We start from the raw sequence: 25728 nt of genomic DNA, 5'->3' as shown, positions 1-25728 counted from the left end.
GGTCGACGCCTCGTGCGTCGACGTGAATCTGGCCACAAGACTGTGGATAACTCTGTGGAGGGGCTGGGATAACCCGGTGGTCACAGCATCCTCTGATGCGCCATCGGCGACCCTGCCACCAGTAGCGCGATCGGCCATCATACCTTGACCTCGTGCAGCGCGAAGCTCGCGGGTGGCAATCGCCACAAACGACGCGGCAAACGCTGGCCAACGCCCGAATCCCAGCCATGGGCCAAGGCCTGCCAAGTGAAGACCTGGGCCTGCTCACAGGCCGCCACCAGAGACTCGCCCACCGCCAGTCGCGTCGCCAACGCCGATGCCAGGGTACAGCCGGAGCCATGAAACTGCCCGGGGAGCCGCGGCCACGACCACTGCCGGTCCACGTCCGGGGCATGCAGGATATGCTCGACGCGATCCGCCGGCACCCGCTCAAGCGGGGTATCGGTGCCGGTCACCAGCAGCGCCTGGCAGCCCTGGCGCATCAGGCTGACCGCGCGCTCGGTGTCATCACCGTAATCGGTGCCGGCAAGGCGTGCCAATTCCTGACGATTGGGTGTCAGAATATCCACCAGCGGCAACAGCCGCTCGCAATAGGCATCGATCAGCTCCTGGGTGGCCAACTCGCAACCGCCCCCCGCACGCAGCACCGGATCGGCGACCACCGGTACCCCCGGGCGTTGGCGCACCACATCGACCACCGCATCGAGTGCCTCGAGATCCGCGATCAGTCCGATCTTTATCGCCTCCAGCGGCATGTCACGCAGCGCCCCGGCAGCCTGCCGAATGGCGCTGCCCGATACCGATGAGACAGCGATAACGTCGTGACAGTTCTGCACAGTTAATGCCGTCGGCACGGTCAATGCCCAGCCACCACAGGCCGCCACGCTCTCGGCATCGGCGATCAGGCCTGCGCCACCGGTCGGGTCGTGCCCGGCCAGCACCAGCACCGTCGGCAGATGACGCGAGACCTCGTTGTCCTCGTCATGGTTCAAAATGGCTTCACCACCACGAGCACCACGATCGCCACCAGCGCCAATACGGGTAACTCGTTGAAGATACGAAAATAAGTGGCGCTACGCTTGCAACGATCCTCGGCCAGTTGCTTCAAGTAGATGAGGCAAACGTGATGGTAGGCCACCAGCAAGACCACCAGGGTCAGCTTGGCATGCATCCAGCCTTGCTGCATCCAGGCCGGGTTGAGCCACGCCAGCACCGCCCCCAGCACCAGCACCGCCACCATCGACGGGGTCATGATGCCGCGATAGAGCTTGCGCTCCATCACCCGGAAGGTGTCCATGCTGGCATACTCGCCCTTATCGCGGGCCATGGCGTGGTACACGTACAGACGCGGCAGATAGAACATGGCGGCAAACCAGGTGACCACGGCGATCAGATGGAAGGCCTTTATCCACAGATACATAGCGACTCCTCAGGCTGTGGATGAATCAGAAAAGCGGTAGTAACGCTCGATGGCTTCCCGGGTGATGATACCGGAAATTCGCTTCTGCTTCGGTCGATAACCGTGCTCCACATAGAGCCCATCCACCTTGCTCTCATTGAGCGTGGTAAATGCCTCGGACAGGGTCGCCTGAAGATGAATCGGCGCCAGGTCCATGCGCTGCCCTGGAATCTCCAACAGATCCAGCAACGGTGCCGCCTTGGCGTCATCCGCCGGCTCCACGACGGCCGCGGCTGAAGGCGTCGCCGCGGCACCGCCAACGTCGCCATCTTCAAAACCACTGCCGGGCTCACCCTCGCGGTCTGCCCCCGCCGCCGGGTCCTCGTCAGACTCGTCCTCGCGCTGGGCGATCGGCCGGCCACTGGCATCATGCTCGAGCATCCAGCGCGCCAGATCGGCGGCCTTCAGCGCCAGCGTCGGCTTGTCATCGGAAGAACGCTCGATGACGATCCATACCGGGTTGGCCTCGAGCAGGCCCCGCGCCTGTTCATGGGTCACTCGCCGCTTGGTCCGCACCAGGCTGCGCTCCATGACCGCCGGTACCGAGACCCGCGATAGCGCCTGCATCAAGGGCTGCTGCAGGGGGTGCAGGCCATGACGCTTGACGCTGATGAAGAAGCCATCGCAACGACACAGCTGACGCGAGGTGAGCCCCGCCACCACCACCGCCAACATGCCGGGTAACAGAATATGCGGGTGGTGGGTCAGCTCGAGCAAGGCCATCAACGCCGCCAGCGGCGCCTGCAACACGGCGCCCATCATCGCCGCCATGCCGATCATGGCATAGAGGCCGGGATCGGCGGCCTTGTCCGGCCACAGCCACCCCCCGGCCAGTCCCGCCAACGCCCCCGCCGCCGAGCCGACCACCAGCACCGGGCCAATGATACTGACCGGGACACCACAGGCCACGGTAAAGGCGGTGAGCACCAGCTTGCCAATCATCAGTGCGACGAGCACGTCGAGCGTGAGGTTGCCGAACAGGGCATCGGATAGGCTGTCGTAGCCGATCCCCTGGACCTGGGGGTAGCACCAGGCTAGTCCGGCGGCGAGGATGCCGACCATGCCAAGGCGCAGCCACAGGGGCAGATCGGCGACTCGCTCGCTACGCGAGATATGGATGAACAGGCCCGCCAGCAACCCGATGCCGAAGGCCATCACCGCGATCCAGTAGATGTTGAACAGCGAGCTCATGGCCAGATCGGGTACCGGGAAGGCGGGATCGGCGCCGTACACCAGTTGGGAAATCAGGGCGCCCATGCACGAGGCCAGGATGACCGGCATGAAGCCGACGATGGTGTACTCCATCATCACCACTTCCATGGCGAAGATGACCCCGGCAATGGGGGTATTGAACGACGCCGAGATACCGGCGGCGGTGCCGCAGGCCACCAGCACCCGCAGGCTGTTATGCGGCAACCGGAGCAGTTCGCCAAGGCCGCTGGAGGCCGCCGCCCCGAGGTGAATCGCCGGTCCCTCACGCCCCGCCGACAGGCCACCGACCACCGACACCACGCCGACCCACCACTGGTTGATCCAGTTGCGCAGCGGAAAACGCCCCTGGTGATAGGTCAGACGTTCGATGACGTGACTGACGCCGATCTTGCGCGAGGCCAGTGGCTGGCGCCACAGCACCACGCCGATCACGCTGACCGCGATCAGCGGCAGAACCATGCGCAGCGGCGTCGCCAGGCGCTCGAACGCCTCGGGATCACCGTCCGGCATCAACGCCAGTCCACCGAGCAGCAGCAGCAGGCGGAAGACCACCATCAGCGTGCCCGTGATCAGCCCCGACAAGACCCCCAGCACGCACAACTGCGGCAGGGCATCGACGTTGGCCAGCTGACGACGAAACCCGTCGAGACTGAAGTCCGGTAAGCTGAAGCGCGACAAGAGCGACATTCCTTGAAAGAGCGGATCCTTGCCTCCGACACCAACGTCGAAGACGCCAGGCCGGACGGCTTCCTCTTGTGTATCATAGTTGGGCACGGCTGACCCACTGCCCGCTCACACAAACGGCGGCAAACGGGCGTGCGGATGTCACGAGTCATTGCTCGTCGACTATCCCTTGCGAGATTCACATCGAACGACAGTCACTGCTGTAAGGAGCGTCACGTGATCAAGGTTGGAATCGTTGGCGGAACGGGCTACACCGGCGTCGAGCTGCTCAGGCTGCTGGCACAGCACCCCGACGTCGAGGTCGAGGCGATCACCTCGCGAAGCGAGGCCGGCCTCGCGGTCAGCGAGCTGTACCCCAACCTGCGCGGACACTATGACGAACTGCGCTTCAGTGAACCCGACGCCGGCCGCCTCGGCCGCTGCGACGCGGTGTTCTTCGCCACCCCCCACGGGGTCGCTCACGCCTTGGCCGGCGATCTGCTCGAGCGTGGCACTCGGGTCATCGACCTGTCGGCGGACTTCCGCCTGCGCGATGCCGAGGAGTGGGCCCAGTGGTACGCCCAGCCCCACGGCGCGCCGGAGCTTCTCGGGGAAGCGGTCTATGGCCTGCCCGAAGTCAACCGCGAACGCATCCGCAATGCGCGCCTTGTCGCGGTGCCGGGCTGCTACCCGACCGCCGTTCAACTCGGCTTCCTGCCCCTGCTGGAAGCCGGCCTGATCGATGACACCCGGTTGATCGCCGACTGCAAGTCCGGGGTCACCGGCGCCGGACGCGGCGCCAAGGTGGCGTCGCTGTTGGCCGAAGCGAGCGAGTCATTCAAGGCCTACGGCGCCTCGGGCCACCGCCACCTGCCGGAGATTCGCCAAGGCCTCGGCGACGCGGCCGGCCACCCGGTGGGGCTGACCTTCGTGCCCCACCTGACACCGATGATCCGCGGCATCCACGCGAGCCTCTATGGCCAGCTGACAGGCGACGTCGGCGATCTTCAGGCGCTGTTCGAGAAGCGTTTCGCCGACGAGCCCTTCGTCGACGTCATGCCCACGGGGAGCCACCCCGAAACCCGCAGCGTCAAGGGCTCCAATATGTGCCGTATCGCCATTCATCGCCCCGGCAACGATGCGACGGTGGTCGTGCTATCGGTCATCGACAACCTGGTCAAGGGCGCCTCCGGCCAGGCGGTGCATAACCTCAATCTGATGTTCGGTTTCGCCGAGACCGCCGGACTCGATGCCCCCGCGATCATGCCCTGAATCAGGCGCCGCCACGGCGCAGCCCCCTTGGGCTGCGCCGTACTCCGTGTTCGACGCGTCGTTGCTAAAAAGTTGACCCTTACGCTCGGGATTGCGGATAATGATGGGTCGATCGCCGTTTACCGGCACATTCACCATTTCCCGGGAGCACGTTCATGAGCAGTGCAGAATCCTTCGTTCCCACTCCACTGCTGCTGTCCGACAACGCTCGTCGCCGACTCTCGGCGCTGATGGCAGACGAGGGCGCGAGTCAGATCGCCCTGCGTGTCTACGTGACCGGCGGCGGCTGTTCCGGCTTCCAGTACGGTTTCGACATGGCCGAAGCCATCGACGAGGACGACACCGAGATCGCCTTCGGCGACGTTTCCCTGGTCATCGATCCGCTGTCCTATCAATACCTGGTCGGGTCCACCATCGACTACGAAGAAGGCCTGGCCGGCGCTCGCTTTCTGGTGCAGAACCCCAATGCCACCACCACCTGTGGCTGCGGCGCCTCCTTCATGGTCTAACGCTACGAAGGATTGCCTGCGGTGGATCGCCTGAGCGTGGCATGAGCCTTGCTCAATCACGCTGTCCAAGGACGCTTGACTGGTCCTCCCTGTCCGCTCCCCTCGAGCCATCCCCAGCCGCCGGCATCACGACCGAATACGGCCCCCGCGACGCCCCACACAGTTGCTCCTGTGGTGGGGCGTCGGCGTGATTACCCCCTGCCAGAGGTGCCAAACCGCATCGTCTGACGACGCCCAGCGTTGGCGCAGCGGCCAGGCATCAACTTGACCGCCTTGGCACGACTCGCCATGGTAGTCGGGGATTTCACAATAATGTTAACTGGGGAAAATCATGAAAAGCGTTTTTTGCTCCGCAGCCCTGGCCACCGCCATCGCATTCGCCGGTGTGGGTACCGCCCAGGCCCAGGATGGCAAGCTGACCGTCGCCACCGACCCGAGCTTCGTGCCGTTTGAAATGATGGACCAGGAAACCGGCGAGATGGTCGGTTTCGACATGGAAATCATTGCCGCGCTGGCCGAGCGTGCCGGCTTCGAATACGACCTGCGCACCATGGACTTCAACGGCATCATCCCCGCCGTGCAGACCGGCAACGTCGATATCGCCATTGCCGGCATCACCATTACCGATGAACGCGCGGAGATCGTCGACTTCTCCGATCCGTACTACGACAGCGGCCTGCAGATCCTGGTCAAGGCCGATGAAGAAGGCGTTCAGAGCGTGGACGATCTGGCCGGCATGCGCATCGGCACCAAGATCGGCTCCACCAGCTACGACTACCTCCAGGAAAACCTCGGCGAAGACGCGGAGATCACTCCGTACCCGGGTACCAGCGACATGTACATGGCCCTGCTCGGCGGTAGCGTCGATGCCGCCTTCTATGACGCCCCCAACGTCGGCTACTTCTCTCAGACCCGTGGCGAAGGCAAGGTCAAGGTCGTCGGCCCGCTCTACGAAGGCCAGCAGTACGGCATCGTCTTCGTCAAGGACAGCGAGTGGGTCGAGCCGGTCAACGAAGCCCTGGCCGCGATGAAGGAAGACGGCACCTACGACGAGATCCACGCTAAGTGGTTCGGCGCCGCCAGCGAGTGATTGCAGGCCGCTGACCTATACGGGGTCGGATCAATGATCCGGCCCCGTTGCGTTGCGTCCCTGTTCCTTTCTCCCCCAACCGTATCGACGGAGACCCTTCGTGGACGTCAATTTTCAATTCGACTGGTCGGCGGCGCTGTCCTCCATCCCGCAGCTGCTGACCGGCATTCCCTACACTCTGCTGATCTCCTTCGGCGGCCTCGCCATCGGCTTTCTCATCGGCATCCTGTTTGGCCTGCTGCGCATTTCCCGCACCGCCTGGTTGCGCGTTCCTGCCGTGGCCTACATCGAGATCTTCCGCGGAACCCCGGTCCTGGTTCAGGTGCTATTCATCTTCTACGGGTTACCCAGCGTCATCGGCACCTCCATCGATCCCATCACCGCCGGTATCGCCGCCATCGCGGTGAACTCCGGCGCCTACATCTCGGAAATCGTGCGCGGCGGCGTGCAGTCCATCGAGCGCGGACAGCGTGAAGCCGGCCTGTCGCTCGGTCTCTCGCGCTACCAGACCTTCAAGCACGTGATCTGGCCCCAGGCCCTTCGCCGCATGATCCCATCGCTGGGTAACCAGGCCATCATCAGCATCAAGGACACCTCCCTGTTCGCGGTGATCGGCGTCGGCGAGCTGGTCCGTCAGGGGCAGATCTACATCGCCACCACGTTCAATGCCCTGGAGGTGTACCTGATGGTCGCCGTGCTCTACCTGGTGATCACCCTGTCACTGTCCTTCCTCCTGCGCATGCTCGAACGCAAGGGCCTGGTGGGCCAATGACCCCAGTGGATAGCCTCGACACCACTCTCCTCATCCTCGGCACATCATCGCGGAAGACGTGACATGACCAACGCTACCCCCACTCCCGAGAACACCGACGGCGAGCCTATCGTTCGGCTGCGCGGCCTCAACAAGCACTTCGGCTCTCTGCACGTCCTCAAGAACATCGACCTGGAGGTCGCCCACGGCGAAGTCGTGGTCATCATCGGCGCCAGCGGCTCGGGCAAGTCGACCCTGATTCGCTGCGTCAACGGCCTGGAAGAGTTCCAGCAGGGCGAGCTGCGTGTCGATGGCAATGACCTCAAGCCCTACGGCAAGGCCAGCCGCGAGCTGCAGACCATTCGCACCGAAGTCGGCATGGTGTTTCAGCAGTTCAATCTGTTCCCGCACCTGAGCGTACGCGACAACGTTACCCTGGCACCGATGAAGGTCCGCGGTGTCAGCCGCCATGACGCGACCGAGTCGGCCGAACGCCTGCTCGATCGCGTCGGCATCCAGGATCAGGCCGACAAGCTGCCCACACAGCTCTCCGGCGGCCAGCAGCAGCGTGTGGCGCTGGCCCGGGCGCTGGCCATGGAACCGCGGCTGATGCTGTTCGATGAGCCCACCTCGGCCCTCGACCCGGAAATGATCGGCGAGGTACTCGACGCCATGCGAGAGCTGGCCAAGGAAGGCATGACGATGATGATCGTCACCCACGAGATGGGCTTCGCGCGGGAAGTGGCCGACCGGGTGATCTACATCCACAAGGGCGAGATCGTCGAAGAGGGCAAGCCGGAGGCGGTATTCGACAATCCCCAGAACGAGCGTACCCAGAGCTTCCTGTCGCGGGTGCTCAAGCACTAACGGCCCGACCCCGCACGCCGGGTCAATGCCGCCTCGGCGCGCCGACACAAGCGTGTCGCGTGTTCGAGCGCGTCATCGCCGCAGGCCGCGAACCGACGCCCCCGAGTGATGTCCGCATCGCTCGGGGGTTTTCGTTGGAGGTCCGGGCGCGACCAACAAGCCTCCACTGCTCCTAATCATCGTGAGATCTCGCCAAATTCGTTCCCCCCAGGCCCTGTCGAAGTTATCGACAGGGCCTTTTTTGGGCTGTGGACAAAAAAAATCGCGATTCAGTGCAAAGGCCGTCGTGGCGGGCCTATCGCGGTGATCGAGGACTTGTTCACCGTCGCGGTGACAACTGCACCTAGGCTCGGTGGATAACCGGTGGAGTCCCGAGGCTGTGAACAACCGCCCCATTGGTCCACAGGCTCCGGGCAACTCGTCCGCAGCCAGTACGCCTCTTGTCCTTGCACTGGTCAACAATATAGTTTTTTGATTTTTATGCGTTTAATCGCCTTATCCACGGTTTTTGTCCACACCAATAGTCACTACAACAACAGAACTTCTAACTTACTTCTCTTATTTTTTTATAGGTCTATGACGAACCGAGGCAGTGGCATTGCGGGTGTGGAAAACCCTGACGTTTACCCACAGGAGGGTTTATACTGCCCGGCTACTTTTTAGCCCTTTTTGCATTTGCACCGGCGCCGAGACGCCGAACGAGGTGAACCTTGGAGTATCCCGACCGCTTTGACGTCATCGTCATCGGCGGTGGCCATGCCGGAACGGAAGCCGCCCTGGCCTCTGCCCGCATGGGTTGCCAGACCCTGCTGCTGACCCACAACATCGAGACCCTCGGCCAGATGTCCTGCAATCCCGCCATCGGTGGGATCGGCAAGAGCCATCTGGTCAAGGAAATCGACGCCCTCGGCGGTGCCATGGGCCTGGCCACGGATCTCGGTGGGATTCAGTTTCGCGTGCTCAACGCTCGCAAGGGGCCCGCGGTACGGGCGACCCGAGCCCAAGCGGATCGGGTTCGCTACAAGGCCGCTATCCGTTCGATGCTGGAACATCAGGCCAACCTGACAATCTTCCAGCAGGCCGCCGGTGATCTCGTCGTCGATGGCGACAGCGTGCGTGGCGTGGTCACCGAAACCGGCATTCGGTTCATGGCCGAATGCGTGGTGTTGTGTACCGGAACCTTTCTCGGTGGCGTGATCCACATCGGTCTCGACAAGAGCCGCGGGGGGCGCGCCGGCGATCCGCCGTCCAACGCCCTGGCCGAGCGTCTGCGGGCACTGCCCTTCCGGGTCGACCGGCTGAAGACCGGGACCCCGCCGCGGATCGATGCCAAGAGCGTGGATTTCTCACGCCTCGAGGAACAGCCGGGCGACACCCCGGTACCGGTGATGTCGTATGTCGGCAACCGGGACATGCACCCGCGCCAGGTCAGCTGCCACATCGCCCACACCAACGAGCGTACCCACGAGATCATCTTCAATAATCTCGACCGCTCGCCGATGTTCTCCGGTGTCATCGAAGGCGTCGGCCCGCGCTACTGCCCGTCCATCGAGGACAAGGTCCATCGCTTTGCCGACAAGGCCAGCCACCAGGTGTTTATCGAGCCAGAAGGCCTCGATACTCACGAGCTATACCCCAATGGTATTTCGACCTCGCTGCCCTTCGACGTGCAGCTTCAGGTCGTGCGCTCCATCGAGGGCCTCGAGCGTGCGCACATCACGCGGCCGGGCTATGCCATCGAGTACGACTTCTTCGATCCTCGCGATCTGAAGCACTCGCTGGAAACCAAGTTTATCCACAACCTGTTCTTCGCCGGACAGATCAACGGCACCACCGGCTACGAAGAGGCCGGGGCCCAGGGCCTGCTCGCCGGTCTCAATGCCGCGCGCCGGGCTCGCGCGCTCGAGGCCTGGTGCCCGCGTCGCGACGAGGCGTATCTCGGTGTCCTGGTCGATGACCTGATCACGCTGGGTACCAAGGAGCCCTATCGCATGTTCACCTCCCGGGCCGAATATCGCCTGCTGCTGCGCGAGGACAACGCCGACATGCGCTTGACCGAGCACGGCCGCCAGCTGGGCCTGGTCGACGATCAGCGCTGGTCTCGGTTTGCCGCCAAGCGTGAGGCGGTCGAGCAGGAGAGTGCCCGCCTCAAGGCCACCTGGGTGCAGCCCGGCAGCGAAGCCGCCACTCGCCTCGAGGCCAGCACCGGACAGCCGCTGGCCCGAGAATACAATCTGATGGACCTGCTCAAGCGCCCCGAACTTGGTTATGCCGACGTGGCCAGCCTCAACGGCGACGCCGTGGACGATGACAGCGTCGCCGAGCAGGTGCAGATCCAGGCCAAGTACCAGGGCTACATCGATCGTCAGCAGGCCGAGATCGACAAGCTCAAGCGCCACGAAGGCACCGCCTTACCGGCCGATCTCGACTACGCGACGGTCGAAGGACTCTCCAACGAGATTCGCCAGAAGCTCAGTGAGGCCCGTCCCGAGACCCTGGCCCATGCCGGGCGGATCTCCGGGGTGACCCCCGCAGCGGTTTCTATCTTGTTGATTCATTTAAAAAAACGCCGTTTGCTCGACAGCTCTCGGGCGGCCAGCGCATGAGTCTGCCGAACCTGAGCGCCGTCGCGCAGCGTCTCGACCAGGGCCTTGGGCAACTCGCCATCACGCCGGAACCTAGCCAGCGTGAGCGCCTATTGGCCCTGGTCGGTCTGTTGCACAAGTGGAACCGCGCCTATAACCTCACCGCGGTACGTGAGCCCATTGACATGGTCTCCCGCCACCTCTTGGACAGCGCTTCGGTGCTGCCCTTCGTGAGCGGGCCGAGAGTGCTCGATGTGGGCGCGGGGCCGGGGCTACCCGGCCTGGTACTGGCGATTCTGGCGCCGGAGCTCGACGTCACCCTGCTCGACAGCAACGGCAAGAAGGTTCGCTTTCAACGCCAGGCGGTGATGGAGTTAGGGCTTGCCAATGTGACGCCGATCCAGGCTCGGGTGGAGGCCTTCGAGGCGCCTGCAGGGGGCTTCGATCAGGTCATCTCCAGGGCCTTCGCCAGCCTCAAGGACTTCGTCGACCTGACTCGTCCCCTGGTGGCCGACGACGGCCAGTGGCTGGCGATGAAGGGGCCTGCGGTGGATGATGAGCTCAAGCTGCTGGGCGGCGATGTGCATCAGCTCGCGCGTCATGCGTTGAGCGTGCCCTTCGAGTCAAGCGCACGAGAACTGGTTATGCTGGAACGAAGCGCCGAGACCAGCGCTCACTGAATGGGGCGAGGGTGAACCGCGAGGCGGTGGGTGGTTCGCGTCCAGGGGCCTTGGTTCAAGCAGGCTGGTTCCACGCATCGGAGCCACCCGAGATTTCTCAAGCAAGGATGACGCCGTGACCAAAATCATCGCCTTGACCAACCAGAAGGGTGGAGTCGGCAAGACCACTTCCGCCGTCAATCTGGCCGCGAGCCTGGCCGCCCTCGATCGTCGCGTGCTGTTGGTCGACCTGGATCCCCAGGGCCATGCGACCATGGGCAGCGGCATCGACAAGCACGAGCTCGATGGCAGCGTCCTGGACGTCATCCTCGGTGACAAGCGCCCGGTGGAAGTCATCCTCGACTGCCCCGAGGCCGGTTACTCGCTGTTGCCGGGCAACGGCGACCTGACCGCCGCGGAGGTCGAGCTGCTCGACCGCACCGAGGGGCGTGAACGCAGCCTGGCCCGGGCCCTCGAGGAAGTCGCGTCGGAATACGACGTGGTGATGATCGACTGCCCTCCGTCGCTCAACATGCTGACCGTGAATGCCTTGACCGCCGCCAACGGCGTACTGATCCCGCTGCAGTGCGAGTTCTATGCCCTGGAAGGCCTGTCGGCACTGCTCGATACCGTCGAGCAGATCAAGGACAGCGTGAACCCGACGCTGGAGATCTATGGCATCCTGCGCACCATGTTCGATGCCCGTAACAGCCTCACTCGGGACGTCAGCAAGCAGTTGCGTGACTACTTCGGTGATGCCTTGCTCAAGACCACCATTCCGCGCAACGTGAGGGTGGCCGAGGCGCCGAGCCATGGTCTGCCGGTGACCAAGTATGCCCGCTTCTCCCGCGGCAGCCAGGCCCACCGCGTGCTGGCCAAGGAATTGATTCGCCGGTTGTCGTTATAGCATTGCGAGGGCGCCGCCGATGGCTGGTGCGAGCGGCATCGCCACAGCTGGGCCCGCCTATCGCCTACACAGTCGCGCGGTACACCGCTTAGTGAGAGGGATTGTCGATGACGCGTAAACGCGCTCTGGGACGTGGCCTGGATGCCTTGATCGGTGCCGGCGCCCGTCGCCGCGAGAGCCTGGATCTGCCTGGGGTCGATGCCCAGTTCGATGAGGCGTCACTCGACGAAGGCGGTGAGGCCCAGACTCCACCGGCGGCGGTCGCCGAGGAACGCCTCGAGCGCCTGCCGCTTGGTCAGTTGAGCCGCGGTCGCTATCAACCGCGGCGTGACATCCAGCCCGAGGCGCTGGAGGAGCTGGCCGATTCGATCCGTGCTCAGGGCGTCATGCAGCCCATCGTGGTGCGCCCGATCGGCCCCGATCGCTACGAGATCATCGCCGGCGAACGGCGCTGGCGTGCCTCTCAGCTGGCCGAACTCGACGTCATCCCAGCGGTGATCCGCGAAGTCACCGATGAGGTCGCCCTGGCCCTGGCGCTGATCGAGAACATCCAGCGTGAAAACCTCAATCCGGTCGAAGAGGCCATGGCCTTGAAGCGGCTGCTCGACGAGTTCGAGCTGACCCAGCAGCAGGTCGCCGATGCGGTGGGCCGCTCGCGGGCCCAGGTCACCAATCTGCTGCGTCTGCTGGCGCTGGACCCCGAGGTCCAGACCCTGCTCGAACGCGGCGATCTGGACATGGGCCATGCTCGGGCCTTGCTGTCCTTGCCTGCGGCTAAACAGCGCAAGGCGGCCCACGAGGTGGTCAACAAGGACCTGACCGTGCGCGCCACTGAAGCGCTGGTGAAGCAGCTAGCGTCGACCAAGCCCAAGGCCGCCAAGGCGGCGCCCAGTCAGGACGTGGCCCGTCTCGAGTCGCGCCTGGCCGATGTGCTCGGCGCCCCGGTCAAGATTCAGCATGGCAAGGCCGGCAAGGGCAAGGTAACGATCCAGTATTCGAGCCTCGATGAACTGGACGGGATCTTGACTCATATTCGCTGAACACTCGATTCAGTGTCGCCGATACGTGACAGATGAGGCTCGAAGCGGCGTAGTAAACCCTTTAGGTGGCTAAGTAACTTCGCGGCATGTTCTGCGCATTTGGTTGTAAGCTTGCGCCAAGTGTCGACAAATCGTCCCACATTCGGTTGAAGCGGCAACGGGCCTTCCCTATAATCGCGCCGGAGTCTGCTGGTGGTCTGCCGCCGGCGAGCAACAAACGATGGATCGGTGAGTTCGCGCAAAGTCAGCGCGGCGGGAGAGAGCCTTGGCGGCCAGGATCGAGCGACCCCAAGTGCAGCGACTGTTGCTGGCGCAACTGGGTGTGGTAGCGCTGATGAGCGTTATCGGTGCCCTTTTCTCCGGCGCAGCGGGAGCCTCTTCGGCAGCGCTTGGCGGCTTGGTGGCCTTTCTGCCCAATGCCTTCTTCGCCTGGCGCGTGTTTCGCTTTCAGGGCGCGCGTTACTCCAAGGCCATCGTCAACAGTTTTTATCGGGCAGAAGCCGGAAAGTTCGGTTTGACGGCGGCACTGTTCACCTGCGTGTTCATCGCAGTGCCTCCCTCAAACCCCACTTTTTTCTTTGGCGCTTACGTGGTGACGCTGTTCGCTCACTGGCTGGGTCCCTGGCTTGTGAAGCGACCGTCGCACACCTAAAAACGAGGCAGACATGGCAGGCAATAACCCGACTCCGACGGAGTATATCCAGCACCATCTGCAGAACCTGACCTTCGGGCTTCATCCCGATAACGGCTGGTCGATCGCGCATTCCGCGCAGGAAGCCTCCGACATGGGGTTCTGGGCCGTGCATCTGGACACCCTGGGCTGGTCCATTGGCCTCGGTCTGCTGTTCATCTGGCTGTTCAAGAAGGCCGCCAACACCGCGACCACGGGCGTGCCCGGTGCGCTGCAGAACTTCGTCGAGCTGATGGTCGAGTTCGTCGACAACTCGGTCAAGGACACCTTTCATGGCAAGAGCCGGCTGATCGCGCCCCTGGCGCTGACGATCTTCTGCTGGGTCTTCCTGATGAACCTGATGGACCTGGTGCCGGTGGACTTCCTGCCGCTGCTGGCGGCCAAGATCGGTGCCATGTTCGGCGCTGACCCGGCTCACGTCTACTTCAAGGTCGTGCCCACCACCGACGTCAACGCTACCATCGGCATGGCGCTGTCCGTATTCGGCCTGATCATCTTCTACACCATTCGCGAGAAGGGCTTCTCCGGCTTCATCGGCGAGCTGACCCTGCACCCGTTCAATTCGCCCAACAAGCTGGTCCAGGCGCTGTTCATCCCGGTCAACTTCCTGCTCGAGACCGTGACCCTGCTGGCCAAGCCGATCTCTCTGGCGCTGCGACTGTTCGGTAACCTCTACGCCGGTGAGCTGATCTTCATCCTGATCGCCATGATCGGTCTGTGGCAGCTGCCGCTGCACTTTGCCTGGGGCGTGTTCCACATTCTGGTCATCACCCTGCAGGCCTTCATCTTCATGATGCTGACCATCGTCTATCTGAGCATGGCGGTCGAGAAACACTGACCGCCGGGCTCGCCCGAAGTCCCAAAAGCACACCCTTAACCCACTAACCCTTAACCATTAAACGAAAACTGGAGAGACCACCATGGAAGCACAAGTTCTGGGTATGACCGCCATCGCCGTGTCCCTGCTGATCGGCCTGGGTGCCCTCGGCACCGCCATCGGCTTCGGTATCCTCGGCGGCAAGTTCCTGGAAGGCGCCGCGCGTCAGCCGGAAATGATCCCGATGCTGCAGGTCAAGATGTTCATCGTCGCCGGTCTGCTCGACGCCGTGACCATGATCGGTGTAGGTATCGCGCTGTTCTTCACCTTCGCTAACCCGTTTGTCGGTTAATGACCGGCGCTCGCAAGAGCCGTCGCCCCGTTAACCCCAAACCCGTAACGCGAGAGGTGCTGGCGTGAACCTGAACCTAACACTAGTCGGCCAGGCTATCGCCTTTGCGTTCTTCGTCTGGTTCTGCATGAAGTTTATATGGCCGCCGGTCATGCAAGCGCTGCAGGAACGCCAGAAGAAGATCGCCGATGGCTTGGATGCTGCCAGCCGTGCGGCGCGTGATCTCGAGGTGGCCGAAGAAGAGGCCAACGAGACCCTGCGCAAGAGCAAGCAAGAGGCAGCCGAGATCCTGGAGCAGGCCCAGAAGCAGGCCAACCAGAAGCTCGAGCAGGCCCGCGAAGATGCCCGCCTGGAAGGCGAACGCATGATCGCCAAGGCCAAGTCCGAGATCGAGCAGGAAGTGAACCGCGCCAAGGAAGAGCTGCGTGCGCAGGTATCGCGTCTTGCGGTGCTCGGAGCCGAGCGAATCCTGGAATCCTCCATCGATGAGAAGCAGCACGCTGCCATCGTCGACAAACTCGCCAAAGAGCTCTGAGGAGGTGCCCCATGGCGGAAACGTCAACTATCGCACGTCCTTACGCTAAGGCGGCCTTCGAGCACGCCGTGGCCAAGGACGCGCTTGACGACTGGTCCGGCATGTTTTCCCGGGTCGCGCAGGTGGTCGCCAACGACGACATGCGCACCCGTGTGCTCGGCAATCCCAAGCTGTCCAGCGAGCAGAAGTCTCAGCTGGTCGTTGATGTCTGCGGTGACGCGGTCAATGACGAGTTCAAGAACTTCGTTCACCTGGTCGGCGAGAAGGGCCGCCTGGCGGTGTTCGGCGCAATCGCCGAGCAGTTCGAGGTGTTCAAGGCACAGCAAGAGAAGCGCATGGACGTCGAGATCGTGTCCGCCTTCCCGCTGGCCGAGGCCCAGGAACAATCGCTCGCGAGTGCACTGGCCAAGCGTCTGAACCGCGAAATCTCCATTACCACTCAGGTGGACTCCTCGCTTCTGGGCGGCGTGATCCTGCGTACCGGCGATACCGTCATCGACGGCTCCGTACGCGGTCGATTGAACCGTCTCCACGAAGCTCTTTCCGCCTGAGTCTGAGGGACATGGCATGCAGCAACTGAATCCTTCCGAGATCAGCGACATCATCAAGCAGCGTATCGAAAAGCTGGATGTCGCATCCGAAGCCCGTAATCAGGGCACGATCGTCAGCGTCTCCGACGGTATCGTGCAGATCCACGGCCTCGCCGACGCAATGTTCGGTGAGATGATCGAGTTCCCCGGCGGCATCTTCGGGATGACCCTGAACCTCGAGCGCGACAACGTCGGCGCCGTGGTACTGGGGGATTGCCAGCAGCTCGAAGAGGGCATGACCGCCCAGTGCACCGGCCGCATCCTCGAGGTGCCGGTGGGCCCCGAACTGCGCGGTCGCGTGGTCGACGCCCTCGGTAACCCGATCGATGGCAAGGGCGATCTGGGCACCGAACTTACCGATGCGGTGGAAAAGGTCGCCCCGGGCGTCATCACCCGTCAGTCGGTCGACGAGCCGATCCAGACCGGCTTCAAGTCCATCGACGCCATGGTGCCGATCGGTCGCGGCCAGCGTGAGCTGATCATCGGCGACCGTCAGATCGGTAAGTCGGCGATCGCCATCGACGCGATCATCAACCAGAAAGGCACCGGCGTGACCTGTGTCTACGTGGCCATCGGTCAGAAGCAGGCGACCATCGCCAACGTGGTGCGCAAGCTCGAAGAGCACGGCGCCATGGAACACACCATCGTGGTTGCCGCCGGCGCCGCCGACCCGGCCCCGATGCAGTTCCTCGCGGCCTACTCCGGCTGCACCATGGGCGAGTACTTCCGCGACCGCGGTGAAGACGCCCTGATCGTCTATGATGACCTGTCCAAGCAGGCCGTAGCCTACCGTCAGGTGTCGCTGCTGCTGCGTCGTCCGCCGGGTCGTGAAGCCTTCCCCGGCGACGTCTTCTACCTCCACTCTCGTCTGCTCGAGCGTGCCGCTCGCGTCAACGCCGACTACGTCGAGAAGTTCACCAATGGTGAAGTGAAGGGCAAGACCGGTTCACTGACCGCGCTGCCGATCATCGAGACCCAGGCCGGCGACGTGTCTGCCTTCGTTCCGACCAACGTGATCTCGATCACCGACGGTCAGATCTTCCTCGAGACCGACCTGTTCAACTCGGGCATCCGCCCGGCGATCAACGCCGGTCTGTCGGTGTCTCGTGTCGGTGGTTCGGCCCAGACCAAGATCATCAAGAAGCTCGGCGGCAGTGTGCGTCTGGCGCTGGCTCAGTACCGTGAGCTGGCGGCCTTCTCCCAGTTCGCGTCTGATCTGGACGAAGCCACCCGCAAGCAGCTCGAGCACGGTCAGCGCGTCACCGAACTGATGAAGCAGACCCAGTACTCGCCGATGTCGGTGGCCGAAATGGCGATTTCGCTGTTTGCCGCCAACGAAGGCTTCCTGGACGACGTCGAGGTCAAGAAGGTGCTGGACTTCGAACGTGCCCTGCACGAGTTCATGAAGGCCGAGCACGCCGACCTGATCGACAAGATCAACGAGTCCGGCGACTACAGCGACGAGATCAAGAGCGGTCTGAAGCAGGGTCTCGAGAAGTTCAAGTCCACTCAGAGCTGGTAAATCGCCGGCGGCCCGCCAGCGGCGGGCCGTCTGGATGACACGAGCCTCTGAGGGTCACGAACAAAGGTAGATCGCCATGGCAGTCGGAAAAGAGATTCGCACCCAGATCGGGAGCATCAAGAACACGCAGAAGATCACCAATGCGATGCAGATGGTGGCGGCGTCGAAGATGCGCAAGACCCAGGAACGGATGAAGGCGACCCAGCCTTACGCCAAGCAGATCCGTACCGTGGTCGGGCACCTCTCCCAGGCGACCCCGGAGTACAAGCATCCGTGGCTGGAAGAGCGTGACGTCAAGCGCGTCGGCTTCATCGTCGTGTCCAGCGACCGTGGTCTGTGCGGTGGCCTGAACGTCAATCTGTTCAAGGCCGCGGTGAAAGATGCCAAGGCTTGGCATGAGAAGGGCGCCGAGCTCGACTTCTGCGCCCTTGGCAGCAAGGCCGGCAGCTTCTTTCGCAAGTACGGTGGCAACCTGGTCGCCGCCAAGAGCGGCCTCGGTGAGTCACCGAGTCTTGAAGACCTGATCGGTAGCGTGAAGGTGATGCTCGACGCCTATGACAACGGCGAGCTGGATCGTCTTTACGTGGTGCACAACGAATTCGTCAATACCATGACGCAGAAGCCGGTCGTCCGTCAGCTGTTACCGCTGAGCGTGGACGCCGACGATGCGGCGGATGACGACGAGAATACGCGTCCCAGCAGTTGGGACTACCTGTATGAGCCGGATGCCAAGGCGCTGCTCGATAGCCTGCTGGTGCGTTATGTCGAAGCGCAGGTGTATCAGTCCGTGGTAGAGAACACGGCTTGCGAGCAGGCGGCACGCATGATCGCGATGAAAAGCGCGACCGACAATGCGGGTGAACTCATCGACGATCTGGAGCTGGTGTACAACAAGGCCCGTCAGGCGGCCATTACCCAGGAAATCTCCGAAATCGTTGGTGGCGCCGCCGCCGTATAGCGCCGGGGAGGGTGCGACCCTCCCGGCATGCAGGTTTCATTTGCAGGTATTTGAGAGGAACCAAGATGAGCGGACGTATCGTACAGATCATCGGTGCGGTGATTGACGTAGAGTTTCCGCGGGACGAAGTGCCCAAGGTCTACGACGCGCTGAAGGTCGCCGAGAAAGACACCATCCTCGAAGTCCAGCAGCAGCTGGGCGACGGCGTGGTGCGGACCATCGCCATGGGCTCCACCGAGGGTCTCAAGCGCAGCATGGTCACCGAGAATACCGGTGCCGCGATTTCCGTGCCCGTGGGTCAGGCGACCCTCGGCCGGATCATGAACGTGCTCGGCGAGCCGATCGACGAAGCCGGTGACATCGGTGAAGACGAGCGCATGCCGATTCACCGCAAGGCCCCGGGCTATGCCGATCAGGCAGCTACCAACGAGCTGCTCGAGACCGGCATCAAGGTCATCGACCTGGTGTGCCCGTTCGCCAAGGGCGGCAAGGTCGGCCTGTTCGGCGGCGCCGGTGTCGGCAAGACCGTCAACATGATGGAACTGATCCGTAACATCGCCACCGAGCACAGCGGTTACTCGGTGTTTGCCGGTGTCGGTGAGCGTACCCGTGAGGGTAACGACTTCTATCACGAGATGAGCGAGTCGAATGTTCTCGACAAGGTAGCCCTGGTCTACGGTCAGATGAACGAGCCTCCCGGCAACCGTCTGCGCGTGGCCCTGACCGGCCTGACCATCGCCGAGAAGTTCCGCGATGAAGGTCGTGACGTGCTGCTGTTCGTCGACAACATCTACCGCTACACCCTGGCCGGCACCGAAGTGTCCGCGCTGCTGGGTCGTATGCCGTCGGCGGTGGGCTATCAGCCGACCCTGGCCGAGGAGATGGGCGTTCTGCAGGAGCGTATCACCTCCACCAAGACCGGCTCGATCACGTCTGTGCAGGCCGTCTACGTGCCCGCGGATGACTTGACCGATCCGTCGCCGGCGACCACCTTCTCGCACCTGGACGCCACCGTGGTACTGGCGCGTTCGATCGCCGAGCTCGGTATCTACCCGGCCATCGATCCGCTGGACTCCACCTCTCGCCAGCTCGATCCGCTGGTGGTGGGCGAGGAGCACTACAACACCGCTCGCGGTGTCCAGGGTGTTCTGCAGCGCTACAAGGAGCTCAAGGACATCATCGCGATCCTGGGCATGGACGAGCTGTCTGACGAAGACAAGCAGACCGTGTACCGCGCGCGTAAGATCCAGCGCTTCCTGTCGCAGCCGTTCTTCGTCGCCGAGGTCTTCACCGGCTCTCCGGGCAAGTACGTGTCGCTGAAGGAAACCATCCGTGGCTTCCAGGGCATTCTCGGCGGCGAGTACGACGAGCTGCCCGAGCAGGCCTTCTACATGGTCGGCAGCATCGACGAGGCCGTCGAGAAAGCTAACCAGATGAAGTAATCCCTCTACCTGGGAGACGTCATTATGGCGAAAACCATTCAATGCGAGATCGTCAGCGCCGAAACCTCGGTCTACTCCGGTAGTGCCGAGCAGGTGGTGGCGGCTGGCATCATGGGGGATCTCGGCATCCTGGCCGGTCACACGCCGCTGCTCACCGAACTGGCCCCGGGGCCGGTTCGCGTGCTGCACGAAGGCGGTCAGGAAGATCACTTCTACGTGTCTGGCGGCTTCATCGAAGTCCAGCCGGAGAAGGTGATCGTGCTGGCCGACACCGCGGTTCGCGCCGCGGATCTGGATGAGGCGGCCGCCGAAGACGCCCGAAAGCATGCCCTGAAGGCCATGGAAGACAAGACCGCGGAGATGGATTACACCCGTGCCGCGGCCGAGCTTTCCGAGGCCATGGCCCAACTGCGCACGATCAATCAGCTGCGCAAGAAGGCCGGCAAGAGCTAAGTCCTTAGTGGCTCGAGCAAAAAGGCGCCCCCGAATGTCCGCATTCGGGGGCGTTGTCGTTGTTGTGGATGCTCGGGGTCGCGGCTGGTATTCGAGTTCGCGGCTGGGGCGAGGTCGATATGCGAGGGCGAAGGCTCGGTCCGGCGGGGGACCGAGGGCCTCGAAGGACAGACGCACGCGAGCGTCGCGCAGGCCTTGATTGTCAGGGACGAGTGTCAGGCTCTCATCGCCGCCCCCTCATATTAAGCTCTGGTCATTAAGCTCCTCTCGGCAAGTCCAGCGTGGCATCATGGCGGCCTCTGCCCTTGTTGTTGTGTCACCGCCCCTGCTCGCCGCCGGGATGACGGTATCGCCAGGAGACGCTCATGAGCCTGTCCCCCACCCTCGAGCTGCACAAGCACGCCTTGATCCGGTCGCTGGACGATCGTGTCGCGCTCGACGAGCGTCTGCCGGAGCTACGCTCGGCGGATCTGGCCGAGATCCTCGAACAGCTGATCGAGGATGACGACGAGGTCGATACCGCCCTTGCGCTGCTCGGCTGCCTGCCGGTGGTGCGTCAGGCCAGTGTCTTCGGCCACCTGCCGGTCGATGTTCAGGCCCTGGCCGCCGGGGCGCTGGACGACCGTCAGCTGGTACGGATTCTCGAAGAGATGGGATCGGATGAACGGACCGATCTGTTCAAGGCTCTCGGCGATGACCGCAAGGAGGCGTTGCTCAGGCGCATGGCGCGGCGCGAGCGCGAAGAACTCAGGCGCCTGGCGAGCTATGAAGAGGGCACCGCCGGAGCCTTGATGACCACCGACTACGTGGCCATCCCCTCGGGGCTGAGCGTGGCCAAGGCAATGATGCGGGTACGCCAGACGGCGCCGGATGCCGAGACCGTCTACCAGCTCTATGTCATCGACGACCAGGGGCGCCTGGCGGGCACCATGTCGCTGCGTCAATTGATGGTGGCGCGGCCCCGGGCCCTGATCGATGAGTTGATGATCAAGGACGTGATCGATATCGGTGTCGACGCGCCCCAGGAGGAGGTGGCCAAGCTGGTGGCCCGCTATGACATGCTGGCCGTGCCGGTGGTCGATGGCGACGACAAGCTGGTGGGTATCGTCACCCACGATGACGCTATGGACGTGGTCGAGTCCGAGGCCACCGAAGATATCCACAAGGGGATGTCGATCGGGCAGCTCGAAGGCGGCGTATCGCGGGTCCCGCTGTGGAGTCTCTATCGCAAGCGGGTGACGTGGCTGGTGCTGCTGGTGTTTGGCAACCTGTTCTCCGGGGCCGGTATTGCCTATTTCGAGGACACCATCGCCGCCCAGGTGACCCTGGTGTTCTTCCTGCCGTTGTTGATCGGCAGTGGGGGCAACGCCGGCGCCCAGGCCGCCACCCTGATGGTGCGCGGCATGGCCACCGGCGACGTGGGCGTCAAGGACTGGAGCAAGTTGCTCGGTCGCGAGCTGCTGGTTGCCGGTGCCCTGGGGCTGACCATGGCACTGGCGGTGGCACCGATCGGGGTCATGCGCGGGGGCGAGGCGGTCGCCGCCGTGGTCGCGGTCAGCATGATCGCCATCGTGCTGTTCGGCAGCCTGCTCGGCATGTGCCTGCCCTTCGTGCTGGACCGGCTGGGCTGGGACCCGGCCACGGCCTCGGCACCGCTGGTCACCACGCTGATCGATGCCTCCGGGGTGATCATCTATTTTTCTATCGCCAGCGCGGTGCTGCTAGGGGCCTAGCGCCGTGCTTGCACTACGCGGTCGGCTCGGCAGCGACCGGGGGCGAGGTGTGTAAGCCGGCGGGGAGAGCGGACAAGTGGGCCCTCGGGGTGTATGCTTTTGCGGGCATTTTTACCCTCGTTCTCCCTAGGTCTCACGGGTCGTTCCATGGATTGGCTACAGATTGTCGTTCTCTCCCTGATACAGGGGCTCACAGAATTCTTGCCGGTATCGAGCTCGGCTCACCTGATTCTGGTGCCGATCTTCAGCGATTGGCCCGACCAGGGCCTGGCGTTCGACGTGGCCCTGCATATCGGTAGCCTGGGCGCCGTCGTCATCTATTTTCGCGCAGAGCTGTCGCGGATGACGGCGAGCTGGGCCAGGAGTGTGGCGGGCAAGGGCAGCGATGAAGATGCCAAGCTTGCCTGGTGGGTGATTCTCGCCACCGTTCCCGTGGGGATCGCCGGGCTCTTGTTCCAGGATGTCATCGAGCAATATGCCCGCTCCCCGCTGATTCTGGCCTTCGGGCTGATTGCCTTCGGTCTTCTGCTGGGCGTCGTCGACTGGCGTTGCCGTGGCTCGCGCACCGAGTACCACATGACCTGGCGTGATGCCTTGTGGATCGGGTTGTCGCAGGCCCTGGCGCTGATTCCCGGGACGTCGCGCTCCGGTATCACCATGACGGCGGCGTTGATGCTGGGGCTAAGCCGAGAAGGTTCGGCGCGTTTCTCGTTTCTTCTGTCGATTCCGGTCATCGTGCTGGCAGGTGGGCTGGAGGCCATCAACCTCGTCCAGCAGGGCGTCGATGTCCACTGGGGCGATCTGGCGCTTGGCACCTTGCTCTCCGGCATCAGTGCCTACCTCTGCATTCACTTCTTCCTGGCGTTCATCAAGCGTGTCGGCATGCAGCCCTTCGTGATCTATCGCGTGCTGCTCGGCATTGGCCTGGTGTGGCTGTTCGCCTGACCCGTCGTCCTTTCGGAGGCTCCTAGTTCATGCTTGCCCTTTTTCCTGAGTGTCGCCTTGAACGCCGCCATGCCCGTCGCTGGAGCGTCTCGCGACGCTTGCGGGTTCCGTTGCTTGGCCTGGCGCTGTTCTCGGCGCTGACCCTTACCGGCTGCACCGAGGAGCCGGCGCCTTCGACGGGACCCGTCACCCTGGAAGGTGACATCTTCGGCACCTTCTATCAGATCACCATCGCCGACCCGGTGACGCCAGGGGAACTGGAGGAAATCGAACAAGGGGTGCTCGATGAGATGCACTCGGTGGATGCCTCCATGTCGACCTGGCGCGAGGACTCTGAGCTGTCGGCGTTCAATCAGGCGCCCCTCGGCGAGTGGCAGCCGCTGTCCGATGAGTTGATGGAAGTATTGGCGATCAGCCAGTCGGTCAATGAGCTTAGCCAAGGCGCCTTCGATGTCACCATCGGCAGCCTGGTCAATCTGTGGAGTTTCGGCCCTGAAGCGCGCCCCCAGGAGATTCCTGACGAAGCGGTGCTGGAGCAACGCTTGGCCGAGGTCGGCATGGACGCGGTGGAGCTCGATACCGACAAGCTCCAGGCCCGCCGTACTCGCGACGTTTACGTGGACCTGTCCGGCGTCGCCAAGGGGTTCGCCACCGATGAGGTGGCGGCCTATCTTGATCGTCAGGGGATCGACAACTATCTGGTCAATCTCGGCGGCGAGGTCAAGGTCAAGGGGCGCCGCGATGGCGAGTCAGGCCTGTGGCGAATCGGCGTCGAGGTGCCGCGCAACGACACCCCGGCCGCCGAACACATTGTCGGTCTGGATGATATCTCGGTAGCCACCTCCGGCGATTACCGCCACTATTTCGAGCAAGACGGCAAGCGCTACTCGCACACCATTGATCCGCGTACGGGGCGCCCGATCACCCATCGACTAGCGTCGGTCACCGTGGTGCATCCGTCTAATGCCTGGGCCGATGCCTGGGCCACGGCCTTGAGCGTGATGGGGGAGGATGAGGGAATGCAGGTGGCGAACACCGAACATCTCCCTGTGCTGATGCTGGTGAGTCAGGGACAAGGCTGGGATAGCAGGGTCAGTCCTGCTTTTGTCGAACGTTTCGGCGAAGATGTAGTCGATGCCTTGGGCTTGACGGTGGTGAGCGAGGCCTCCGGCTCGCTAGAATAGAGCCCAGCCCTCGTCACGGGTACCGTTTAGCTCGATCCATTTGACCACCGACAAGGAATTCCGATGAGTCTCGATGTGGTGATACTCGCTGCCGGACAAGGCACACGCATGCGCTCCAGCCTGCCCAAGGTCCTCCATGGGTTGGCCGGCAAGCCCATGGTGCGCCACGTGATCGATACCGCCCGCGGACTCGATGCCGAGCGCACCCATGTGGTGATCGGGCATGGTGGTGAACGGGTGCGCGAAGTCCTCGCCGACTGCGGCGTGCGTTTCGCCGTCCAGGCCGAGCAGAAGGGCACCGGTCACGCCGTGGCCCAGGCCCTCGATGGCCTTGGCTCGGGCAAGGTGCTGGTGCTTTACGGTGACGTGCCCTTGATCCGCCGCGAGACCCTGGCGAACCTGCTGGCCCAGGTCGATGAGGCCCATATGGGCCTGCTCACCGTGACCCTCGATGACCCCAGTGGTTACGGGCGCATTCTGCGTGACGACGAAGGGCGAGCGACCGCCATCGTCGAGCAGAAGGATGCCAGTGCCGAGGAACTCGAGGTCACCGAGTGCAACACCGGGATCATGGCGATGACGGCCACCCAGCTCAAACGCTGGCTGCCGCAGTTGTCCGCCGAGAATGCTCAGGGCGAGTACTACCTCACCGATGTGATCGCCATGGCCGCGGCGGAAGGCATCACCATCGCCACCGCCCAGCCGGCGACTGCCAGCGAGGTGGAAGGCGTCAATAACCGTGCCCAGTTGGCGCGGCTCGAGCGCGTCTTGCAGAGTCATATCGCCGAGGCGCTGATGGAAAAAGGCGTGGCGCTGGCGGACCCGGCGCGCCTGGATGTGCGCGGCAGCCTGACCTGCGGGCATGATGTCACCATCGACGTGGGCTGCGTGTTTGAAGGCGACGTCGAGCTCGGTGAAGGCGTGCATATTGGCCCCTACTGCGTGGTGCGCAATAGTCGCATCGGCGCCGAGAGCGTCATCGATTCCCACAGCGTCATCGATGGCGCCGTGCTGGCGGGACATAACAACGTCGGGCCTTTCGCCCGCCTGCGTCCCGGCTCACGCCTGGCGATTCGTGCCCGGGTCGGCAACTTCGTTGAAACCAAGAACGCCGAGGTCGGCGAAGGCAGCAAGATCAATCACTTGAGTTATGTCGGTGACGCTCGTCTCGGGCGTGATGTCAACGTCGGCGCGGGCACCATCACCTGCAACTACGACGGTGCCAACAAGCACCGCACCGAGATCGGCGACGGCGCCTTCATCGGTTCCAACAGCGCCCTGGTCGCGCCGGTGACGGTGGGCAAGGGTGCGACAGTGGGGGCAGGCTCCACCATCGGTCGCGACGTGGCCGATCATAGCCTGGCGGTCACGCGGGCGCGCCAGGTGACCAAGGCCGATTGGCCGCGTCCGACCAAGGACGCCTGACCCTCGGGTTGGCCACCCTCGTTCGCCTCGAACCAGGCCTGGATACGCCCCGCAAACGCCGGGGCGG

The 25728-nt window shown here is 63.4% G+C and carries 25 protein-coding genes; 22 read left to right on the top strand and 3 right to left on the bottom strand.

All coding sequences use genetic code 11. From position 1 onward, the window contains the following. Positions 1-137: 137 nt before the first annotated feature. From thiD to ACUN9Y_RS02720, 3 genes are read right to left on the bottom strand one after another with little or no spacing between them, the layout of a single operon-like run. The gene (gene thiD / locus ACUN9Y_RS02730; protein WP_445459145.1) at positions 138-992 is read right to left on the bottom strand and encodes a bifunctional hydroxymethylpyrimidine kinase/phosphomethylpyrimidine kinase; all 855 of its coding nucleotides are present in this window, start codon (positions 990-992) and stop codon (positions 138-140) included. After that, positions 989-1420, bottom strand: a complete 432-nt coding sequence (gene hemJ, locus ACUN9Y_RS02725; RefSeq protein WP_445459144.1) for a protoporphyrinogen oxidase HemJ — start codon at positions 1418-1420, stop codon at positions 989-991. Before hemJ ends, thiD begins: the two co-directional genes overlap by 4 nt. A 9-nt stretch (positions 1421-1429) precedes the next feature. Next, positions 1430-3349 carry a chloride channel protein gene (locus ACUN9Y_RS02720; RefSeq protein WP_445459143.1) on the bottom strand — a complete coding sequence of 640 codons (1920 nt, stop codon included), beginning with the start codon at positions 3347-3349 and terminating at the stop codon, positions 1430-1432. Positions 3350-3571: 222 nt separating this feature from the next. On the opposite strand from ACUN9Y_RS02720, the gene argC reads away from it, so the two are divergent. The 22 genes from argC to glmU all read left to right on the top strand — a co-directional run bounded on the left by argC (position 3572) and on the right by glmU (position 25661). Beyond that, a complete protein-coding gene (gene argC / locus ACUN9Y_RS02715; RefSeq protein ID WP_445459142.1) occupies positions 3572-4606 on the top strand; it encodes an N-acetyl-gamma-glutamyl-phosphate reductase in 1035 nt (344 codons plus the stop codon). A 155-nt stretch (positions 4607-4761) separates the two neighbouring features. Then, a complete protein-coding gene (erpA, locus tag ACUN9Y_RS02710; RefSeq protein ID WP_445459141.1) occupies positions 4762-5115 on the top strand; it encodes an iron-sulfur cluster insertion protein ErpA in 354 nt (117 codons plus the stop codon). 331 nt (positions 5116-5446) lie between these two features. Further along, positions 5447-6205 carry a transporter substrate-binding domain-containing protein gene (locus tag ACUN9Y_RS02705; RefSeq protein ID WP_445459140.1) on the top strand — a complete coding sequence of 253 codons (759 nt, stop codon included), beginning with the start codon at positions 5447-5449 and terminating at the stop codon, positions 6203-6205. A gap of 100 nt (positions 6206-6305) precedes the next feature. Then, complete coding sequence (locus ACUN9Y_RS02700) at positions 6306-6977, top strand: amino acid ABC transporter permease (protein ID WP_445459139.1); 672 nt, start codon at positions 6306-6308, stop codon at positions 6975-6977. A gap of 63 nt (positions 6978-7040) precedes the next feature. Then, positions 7041-7823 carry an amino acid ABC transporter ATP-binding protein gene (locus ACUN9Y_RS02695; protein ID WP_445459138.1) on the top strand — a complete coding sequence of 261 codons (783 nt, stop codon included), beginning with the start codon at positions 7041-7043 and terminating at the stop codon, positions 7821-7823. Between the two features lie 710 nt (positions 7824-8533). Next, entirely contained in the window at positions 8534-10429 is a 1896-nt protein-coding gene (mnmG, locus tag ACUN9Y_RS02690) for a tRNA uridine-5-carboxymethylaminomethyl(34) synthesis enzyme MnmG (protein ID WP_445459137.1), read from the top strand. Further along, positions 10426-11088: a 16S rRNA (guanine(527)-N(7))-methyltransferase RsmG gene (rsmG, locus tag ACUN9Y_RS02685; RefSeq protein WP_445459136.1), complete on the top strand. Its 663-nt coding sequence runs from the start codon at positions 10426-10428 to the stop codon at positions 11086-11088. Before mnmG ends, rsmG begins: the two co-directional genes overlap by 4 nt. Positions 11089-11203: 115 nt before the next feature. Further along, complete coding sequence (locus ACUN9Y_RS02680) at positions 11204-11974, top strand: ParA family protein (protein WP_445459135.1); 771 nt, start codon at positions 11204-11206, stop codon at positions 11972-11974. Positions 11975-12081: 107 nt separating this feature from the next. Then, the gene (locus ACUN9Y_RS02675; protein ID WP_445459134.1) at positions 12082-13014 is read left to right on the top strand and encodes a ParB/RepB/Spo0J family partition protein; all 933 of its coding nucleotides are present in this window, start codon (positions 12082-12084) and stop codon (positions 13012-13014) included. 265 nt (positions 13015-13279) lie between these two features. Continuing rightward, on the top strand, positions 13280-13666 hold the full coding sequence (locus ACUN9Y_RS02670) for an ATP synthase subunit I (RefSeq protein WP_445459133.1): 387 nt from the start codon (positions 13280-13282) through the stop codon (positions 13664-13666). Positions 13667-13679: 13 nt separating this feature from the next. Further along, positions 13680-14543 (top strand): F0F1 ATP synthase subunit A, encoded by an 864-nt coding sequence (atpB, locus tag ACUN9Y_RS02665; RefSeq protein ID WP_445459132.1) that lies wholly within the window; start codon positions 13680-13682, stop codon positions 14541-14543. 82 nt (positions 14544-14625) lie between these two features. Continuing rightward, a complete protein-coding gene (gene atpE / locus ACUN9Y_RS02660; protein WP_013334203.1) occupies positions 14626-14874 on the top strand; it encodes a F0F1 ATP synthase subunit C in 249 nt (82 codons plus the stop codon). Between the two features lie 64 nt (positions 14875-14938). Beyond that, on the top strand, positions 14939-15409 hold the full coding sequence (locus tag ACUN9Y_RS02655) for a F0F1 ATP synthase subunit B (protein WP_445459131.1): 471 nt from the start codon (positions 14939-14941) through the stop codon (positions 15407-15409). 11 nt (positions 15410-15420) lie between these two features. Continuing rightward, on the top strand, positions 15421-15960 hold the full coding sequence (locus ACUN9Y_RS02650) for a F0F1 ATP synthase subunit delta (RefSeq protein ID WP_445459130.1): 540 nt from the start codon (positions 15421-15423) through the stop codon (positions 15958-15960). Positions 15961-15976: 16 nt separating this feature from the next. Beyond that, the gene (gene atpA / locus ACUN9Y_RS02645; RefSeq protein WP_445459129.1) at positions 15977-17521 is read left to right on the top strand and encodes a F0F1 ATP synthase subunit alpha; all 1545 of its coding nucleotides are present in this window, start codon (positions 15977-15979) and stop codon (positions 17519-17521) included. Between the two features lie 76 nt (positions 17522-17597). After that, positions 17598-18479, top strand: a complete 882-nt coding sequence (gene atpG / locus ACUN9Y_RS02640; RefSeq protein ID WP_445459128.1) for a F0F1 ATP synthase subunit gamma — start codon at positions 17598-17600, stop codon at positions 18477-18479. A 65-nt stretch (positions 18480-18544) separates the two neighbouring features. Next, positions 18545-19921, top strand: coding sequence for a F0F1 ATP synthase subunit beta (gene atpD, locus ACUN9Y_RS02635; RefSeq protein WP_445459127.1), 1377 nt, complete (start codon positions 18545-18547; stop codon positions 19919-19921). A gap of 24 nt (positions 19922-19945) precedes the next feature. Further along, entirely contained in the window at positions 19946-20374 is a 429-nt protein-coding gene (locus ACUN9Y_RS02630) for a F0F1 ATP synthase subunit epsilon (RefSeq protein ID WP_445459126.1), read from the top strand. Between the two features lie 365 nt (positions 20375-20739). Beyond that, complete coding sequence (mgtE, locus tag ACUN9Y_RS02625; protein ID WP_445459125.1) at positions 20740-22107, top strand: magnesium transporter; 1368 nt, start codon at positions 20740-20742, stop codon at positions 22105-22107. Positions 22108-22254: 147 nt separating this feature from the next. Next, positions 22255-23052, top strand: a complete 798-nt coding sequence (locus ACUN9Y_RS02620; protein ID WP_445459124.1) for an undecaprenyl-diphosphate phosphatase — start codon at positions 22255-22257, stop codon at positions 23050-23052. 29 nt (positions 23053-23081) lie between these two features. Continuing rightward, entirely contained in the window at positions 23082-24236 is a 1155-nt protein-coding gene (locus ACUN9Y_RS02615; protein ID WP_445459123.1) for an FAD:protein FMN transferase, read from the top strand. A 63-nt stretch (positions 24237-24299) separates the two neighbouring features. Then, complete coding sequence (glmU, locus tag ACUN9Y_RS02610; protein WP_445459122.1) at positions 24300-25661, top strand: bifunctional UDP-N-acetylglucosamine diphosphorylase/glucosamine-1-phosphate N-acetyltransferase GlmU; 1362 nt, start codon at positions 24300-24302, stop codon at positions 25659-25661. The last annotated feature ends 67 nt before the right edge of the window (positions 25662-25728 follow it).

Source organism: Halomonas sp. V046 (assembly GCF_052645355.1).
This window is presented reverse-complemented; position numbering and strand designations above follow the sequence as displayed.